Genomic DNA, 5,786 nt, shown 5'->3' with positions numbered 1-5,786 from the left:
CACGGCGGCGAGCGACGCGCCCCGGGCCGGCCGTGCCGGGACGGCGGGCCGCCGGGTGGGCGGCTCCCCGCCCACCCGGTCCAGCCGCACCCACAGCAGCACCCCGTCGTCGTGCACCGGCCACGGCGACCAGCCCGCGAACGGGCCGCCGTCCAGGTCGAGCCCGTGCCAGTGGCAGATGAGCCGCCCGCACCGGACGGCCGCGTCCTTGAGCGGCGCCCCCAGGTGCGGGCACGCCCCGGGACCCGCGTGGGGGGTGCCGTCCTCGCCGCGCCACAGCACGATCTCGGTACCCGCCACGGTGCGCCCCAGCGGCCGCCGCGCGGTCAGGTCCCGCGCCGCCCCGACGACGAACCAGTTGCCCGTCGGGCGCGACCGGGCCCGCTTAAGGGCCTCCGCGATCAGCGCCGGCCGCGCCTCCCGCCACGTCGGGCGCTGACGCTCCCAGGCGACGGCGTTCCGCCGCAGCCGGAGCGGGATCGCCTTCCGCCGGCCCGTACGGTCTCCCGTGCTCACCGCGTCTCCTCTCCCCGGCGCCCGGTCGCACCGGCGCCTCCACCCGCGGCGGCCGGACCCTCACCCGGCCGCGCCTCCGTCCGCCGGGCCGCCGGCAGGGGGCGGCCGCCGCGCGCGGCCGGACGGGGCCCGTGCCGCGCCGCGAGGGCGCCGGCCAGACCCCGCAGGGCCACCGCCGCCCGGCGCCGGCGGCCCACGGCGGACCGCCGGTGGACCACCGCGTACCCGTCCCGTTCGATCGCGCCGAGAATGTCGCCGTACAGCACGAACGCCGTACGCACACAGGGCGCCGAGACCGGATCCAGCCGGGCGATCCCGGGCTCCGCCGCCCGGTAGACCTCCCGCGTCAGCGCCGCGGCGGCCCGCAGCGCCGAGGTGATCCGGACGTCCCGGCAGCCGGTCAGCCGGCTCCACAGCAGCAGGTCCCGGTCGACCCCGTGGGCCGCCAGCAGATCGGCGGGCAGATAGACCCGCCCCCGGTCGAGGTCCTCGCCGACGTCCCTGAGGAAGTTCGTCAGCTGGAAGGCCACGCCGAGGTCCGCCGCGTACGGCTCCGCCTCCGCCCGCGGCCCGACCGTGCCGAGCACCGGCACCATCTGCAGCCCGATGACGGCGGCCGAACCGTGCATGTAGGCCCGCAGATCGGCGTACGTGGCGTAACCACCGACCGTCAGGTCGCTGCGCATCGAGGCGAGGAAGTCGGCGAAGTGGTGCGCGCCGATGCCGTACCGCGCCCGGGTGTCCGCCGCCGCCCGCACCACCGGCTCCGGAACCCGCTCGCCCCGCACGGCGCGCCTCCACTGCCGCTCCAGGGCGCTCAGCGCCTCGCCGCGCTCCCCGGGTGTGGCCGCCGTGCCCAGGTCGTCGACGATGTCGTCGGCGTACCGCGCGAATCCGTACAGGGCGTGCACGGCCGCACGCCGGTCGGCGGGCAGCAGCCGGGTCGCGAGGAAGTACGTGCGGCCGTGGCGGGCGTTGAGGCGCCGGCAGACCGCGTACGCCGCGCGCAGCGACGGGTCGGTGATGCCGGCGGCGTCCAGTTCCCGGGCCGTCATGCCGTCCGCCCCTCGCCCGGTGCGGCGGCCGGCGCCGCGGCGGCCCCGGACGCCCGGACGGCCGGGCGGACGGACCGCCGCGGCCGTTCGCCGCCCGTCACCCGGGCGGCCGCGAGCTTCCCCGAGAGCAGCACCGTCGGCACCCCCACCCCCGGGGTGGTGCCACAGCCCGCGAGGACGGCGTTCTCCGTCCCCCGGACGAGGTTCCGCGGACGGAACGGGCCGGTCTGCGCGAAGGTGTGCGCCGCCGAGAACGGCGTCCCGGCCGCATGGCCGAGCGCCGACCACTGCGCCGGTGTCACCAGGCTCTCCGCCTCGATCGACGCCCCGAGCCCCGCCAGCCCCCGTCGCTCCAGCTCACGCACCAGCCCGTCGCGGTAGCGGGGACCGAGCTCGCCCCAGTGCGCCACGCCCGGCCCGGTCTCGGTGTTGGGACACGGCGCCAGGACGTAGTGCAGGTGCCGCCCGGGCGGGGCGAGCGACGGATCGGTGGCGGTCGGCCTGGTGATCAGCAGGGACGGATCGCTCATCAGCCGTCCCGAGCCGATCAGTTCGTCGAAGGTGTCCTCCCACGCCGACCCGAACGACAGGGTGTGGTGGGCCAGTCGCGGCCACGTCCGGTCCGTCCCCACATGGAGCACCACCGCGCTGGGCGCGTGCCGCAGACGTACGGCCCGCCGGGGCGCGCCGCCCAGCAGCCGGTAGGAGACCGGCAGGTCGGGGGTGAGGACCACCGCGTCGCACGGGATGCGGTCCCGGGCGGTGACCACCGCCGTCACCCGGCTCCCCGTCCGCTCCAGCCGCAGGACCGGCTCCCCGAACCGGAGCACCGCCCCCGCCCGCTCCGCCGAGCGCGCCATCGCCTCCGGCACGGCGTGCATCCCGCCCCGGGGGAAGTACACCCCCGCCACCGTGTCCATGTACGCGATCACGGCGTACGCGGCCAGCGCGCGCGACGGCGCCACCCCCGCGTACAGGGACTGGAAGGTGAAGACCCGGCGCAACCGCTCGTCCCGCAGGAACCGGCCGATCGCCCGGTCCAGGCGGCCGAACCCGCCGAGCGCGGCCAGCCGCGCCAGCTCGGGGCAGAGCAGCTGGGCGGGGGAGTCGAAGTTGGCGTCGATGAAGCGCCGCATCTGCACGGCGTGGAGCCGCTCCAGCCACCCGCGCAGCCGGCGGTACCCGAGGGCCTCCCGCGCGCCGGCGAAGGCGGTGATCTCCTCCTCCATGGCGGCGCCGTCCGTATGGACGTCGAGCCGGGAACCGTCGGCGAACAGCGCCCGGTAGGCAGGCCGCAGCGGAATCAGATCGAGCCGCTCGCGCAGGGAGTCGCCGACGGCCTGGAACGCCTCGTCGAGGATGTCCGGCATGGTGAGGACGGTCGGCCCGGTGTCCACCCGGTAACCCGCGAGATCCAGGCGCCCGGCCCGCCCGCCGGGAAGCGCCTCCCGCTCCACGACGGTCACCCGCCGCCCCGCGCCCGTGAGATGCAGCGCGGCCGCCAGCCCCGCCAGACCGGCGCCCACCACCACGACGTGGTCCGTCGGACCGGTCACGCTCCTCAACGGCCTCCTCCGATCAGCACCGGTCCGCCGGCCTCCCGCGCGGTGTCCTGCGGACCGGAGGCGGACGCGCCGCCGTCCGGTCCGCAGGCGCCGCGCAGCAGCGTCACGATCCGGTCGGCGGCCGCGGGCGCGAGTCCGGCCTCCCGGACCGCCTCGGTGCCCCGGTGACACAGCTCCCCGACGCGCCGCGCCACCTCGTCGCGCGCCCCGCACGCCACCAGCAGGTCGAGCACCCGGTCCACCTCTCGCCCACCGGCCCCGGCCGGCCCCACCGCCCTGTCCAGGAGCCGCAGGCCCGTCTCGTCCCCGGCCCGTTCGCACCGCTCGCGCGCGACGGCCAGGACGTACGTCGCCCTGCCCTCCCGGACGTCCTCGCCGACCGGCTTCCCGATCACCGCCGGATCCCCGAACGTCCCCCGCAGGTCGTCGTGGAGCTGGAAGGCGAGCCCCGCCGACCGCCCCGCCTCCCGCAGCCGGCGGACGGTGCGCTCCGGCGCGCCCGCGAGCGTCGCTCCCAGCGCCAGCGGATGCTCCACGGTGTACGAGGCCGTCTTCAGGGCCGCGGTGCGGACCGCCTGCCCGGCCGACCCGGTGCCGGTGGCCTGGGCCCGGAGGTCGAGGTACTGGCCCGCCACCATCTCCGTACGCATCGCGCGCCAGATCGCGTACGCGCCTCCGGCCGCCCGCGCCCCCTCCAGACACTCCACGAACGTGTCGTCGGCCCACGCCAGGGCCAGGTCACCGGCCAGCACGGCGGCCGCGCCGCCGAAGGTGCCGCAGGGCAGCTCACGCGCGCCGGTCCCGTACTGCTCGTCCAGGACGACGTGCAGTGCGGCACGCCCCCGCCGCAGGGCGGATCCGTCCATCACGTCGTCGTGGATCAGGGCGCACGTCTGGATCAGCTCCATCGCCGCCGCGGCCCCAAGGGCCCTGGCGGCCGCCCCGGGCTCGCCGTCGCCGTCCGGGCGGCCCCGGGCCGCCCACCAGAGGAGCTCCGCCCGCAGGCGGCTCCCGCCCGCGAGCGCGAAACGCGCCACGCGGCCCGCGAGGTCGGCCCCGAAGACCGCGTCGGTGGCGGAGGCCTCCCGGAGGCGCCGCTCCAGCGTCTCACCGAGCCGGGCCTCCACCGCGGCCGGCACGTCCCTGTCGACGGCGGCCGGATCGACCGGGCCGCCGGGAGCGGCCGGATCAGGCGGAGCGGAGGGAACGAGCGGGTCGAGCGGGTCCTGTGCGCGCATCGGAACTCCCTGGGCCGGTGGCATGGCGGGTGAGGCTCACGAGTCATTCCGTACCGCCCTCGCCCGCGGATGCACGCGCATTGCGCCGAGCGGCCCCCTCGGCCACCGCCTCCGAGGCACGCGCGGGCACCCGCCCGGGGCGTGCGGCACCCGAAAGGACCCGGCGGGGCGCGGCGGGCGGGGCCCGGGCCGACACTGAGGGGACCGAGACCCGTGGAGGAGCCGACGATGTCCCCGCTCACCGACGCCGACCTCGCCGGAGCGTTCGACCACGCGGCTCCGACGTACGACCGGATGACCTCGGCCAGCCCCGGACACCACCGCCACCTGCTCCGCTCGGCGCGGCGCCTGGGCCTGCCCGGCGGGGGAGCGGGGCAGTCCGTGCTCGACCTCGGCTGCGGTACCGGCGCGTCGACGGCCGCCCTGCTGCGCGCCGCCCCGCGCGCCACCGTCACCGGCGTCGACGCCTCGGCCGGCATGCTCGCCGAGGCCCGGCGGAAGACCTGGCCCCCGGGCGTGACCTTCGTCCACGCCTCCGTGGAGAACCTGGTAGCAGGCGCAGGAGCGGCACAGGCGGCGACGGAAGCCGGTACGGGGGCAGGGGCCGGCGGGCCGTACGACGCGGTCTTCGCCGCGTACCTCTTCCGCAATCTGGCGGACCCCGACGCCGGTCTCGCCGTGGCACGCGACCTGTTGCGCCCCGGCGGCAGGCTCGCCGTCCACGAGTACGCCCTCGGCGGCCGGGCCGTCCACCGGGCCGTCTGGTCGGCGGTGATGGCCACCGTCGTCGTGCCGTGGGGGCGGCGGCACGGCGACGAAGCGCTCTACCGGCATCTGTGGCGCAGCGTCCTCGCCTTCGACACCGCCGACCAATTCGCGCACCGGCTGCGGCGCGCCGGGTTCACCGGGGTGCGCACGCTGCCCCTGCCCGGCTGGCAGACCGGAATCACCCACACCTTCGTGGCGACCCGGCCCTGACCGGCACCGCACCCCCGGGGGAGGAGCGGCCGGCCGCGCTACCGCTTCTTCTTCAGAGCTCCGGGCTTGTGCGCGGCCGTGCGCCCGGAGCGATCGCTGCGCACCTCGTACTGCGGTTCGTCCGCGGTGGCGTCCACCGTGCGCCCGCCCGCCCGGGTGCGTTCGGTGATCTTCTTCCCGACGGTGCCCGTGGTCTCCCTGCCGTGGCTGCGCCAGGAGACCTTGTCGCCCTCGGACAGCGCCCGCTTCCCCGAGGACGCCTTGCCCTTCGCCATGACCGCCTCCTTCCCGCCGCACGCCGGTGCGCGCGGGGAGCCCGTTTGTTCCACACTGAGGGCGGACGGGAGGAACCGCGTCCGGTCCTGCCCACGGAAGCCCGGACACGGGGGCCGCCCCGTGCGTCCGCCCGGCGCCCGGGAACGGAAGAGAGCTGG

6 protein-coding genes are annotated in these 5,786 nt (G+C 77.4%); 1 reads left to right on the top strand and 5 read right to left on the bottom strand.

Annotated features, from left to right (window positions below; genetic code table 11):
- The 4 genes from RIF68_RS25030 to RIF68_RS25015 form a co-directional block, all read right to left on the bottom strand.
- A partial coding sequence (locus RIF68_RS25030) for a Rieske (2Fe-2S) protein (RefSeq protein WP_309053558.1) occupies positions 1-516 on the bottom strand: 516 nt, incomplete at its 3' end.
- The gene (locus RIF68_RS25025) at positions 513-1,571 is read right to left on the bottom strand and encodes a phytoene/squalene synthase family protein (protein WP_309053557.1); all 1,059 of its coding nucleotides are present in this window, start codon (positions 1,569-1,571) and stop codon (positions 513-515) included. The genes RIF68_RS25030 and RIF68_RS25025, both read right to left, overlap by 4 nt.
- A complete protein-coding gene (gene crtI / locus RIF68_RS25020) occupies positions 1,568-3,136 on the bottom strand; it encodes a phytoene desaturase family protein (RefSeq protein ID WP_309053556.1) in 1,569 nt (522 codons plus the stop codon). Before crtI ends, RIF68_RS25025 begins: the two co-directional genes overlap by 4 nt.
- The gene (locus RIF68_RS25015; protein WP_309053555.1) at positions 3,133-4,374 is read right to left on the bottom strand and encodes a polyprenyl synthetase family protein; all 1,242 of its coding nucleotides are present in this window, start codon (positions 4,372-4,374) and stop codon (positions 3,133-3,135) included. Before RIF68_RS25015 ends, crtI begins: the two co-directional genes overlap by 4 nt.
- Before the next feature lie 228 nt (positions 4,375-4,602).
- Here RIF68_RS25015 and RIF68_RS25010 point away from each other — a divergent pair, with 228 nt between their 5' ends.
- Positions 4,603-5,352, top strand: coding sequence for a class I SAM-dependent methyltransferase (locus tag RIF68_RS25010; protein WP_309053554.1), 750 nt, complete (start codon positions 4,603-4,605; stop codon positions 5,350-5,352).
- A gap of 38 nt (positions 5,353-5,390) precedes the next feature.
- On the opposite strand, the gene RIF68_RS25005 is transcribed toward RIF68_RS25010, so the two are convergent.
- The gene (locus tag RIF68_RS25005) at positions 5,391-5,627 is read right to left on the bottom strand and encodes a DUF2945 domain-containing protein (RefSeq protein WP_309053553.1); all 237 of its coding nucleotides are present in this window, start codon (positions 5,625-5,627) and stop codon (positions 5,391-5,393) included.
- Between the last annotated feature and the right edge of the window lie 159 nt (positions 5,628-5,786).

It is taken from the genome of Streptomyces sp. (genome assembly GCF_031178505.1).
In the GTDB taxonomy this organism is placed as follows: domain Bacteria; phylum Actinomycetota; class Actinomycetes; order Streptomycetales; family Streptomycetaceae; genus Streptomyces; species Streptomyces gulbargensis.
The sequence above is the reverse complement of the archived record's forward strand: the minus strand, read 5'-3'. Positions and strand labels throughout refer to the sequence as shown.

Excerpts from the sequence above, each read along its gene's own strand:
- RIF68_RS25025 (WP_309053557.1), bottom strand. The coding sequence starts at position 1,571 with ATGACGGCCCGGGAACTGGACGCCGCCGGCATCACCGACCCGTCGCTG.
- RIF68_RS25015 (WP_309053555.1), bottom strand. The coding sequence starts at position 4,374 with ATGCGCGCACAGGACCCGCTCGACCCGCTCGTTCCCTCCGCTCCGCCT.
- RIF68_RS25010 (WP_309053554.1), top strand. The coding sequence starts at position 4,603 with ATGTCCCCGCTCACCGACGCCGACCTCGCCGGAGCGTTCGACCACGCG.
- RIF68_RS25005 (WP_309053553.1), bottom strand. The coding sequence starts at position 5,627 with ATGGCGAAGGGCAAGGCGTCCTCGGGGAAGCGGGCGCTGTCCGAGGGC.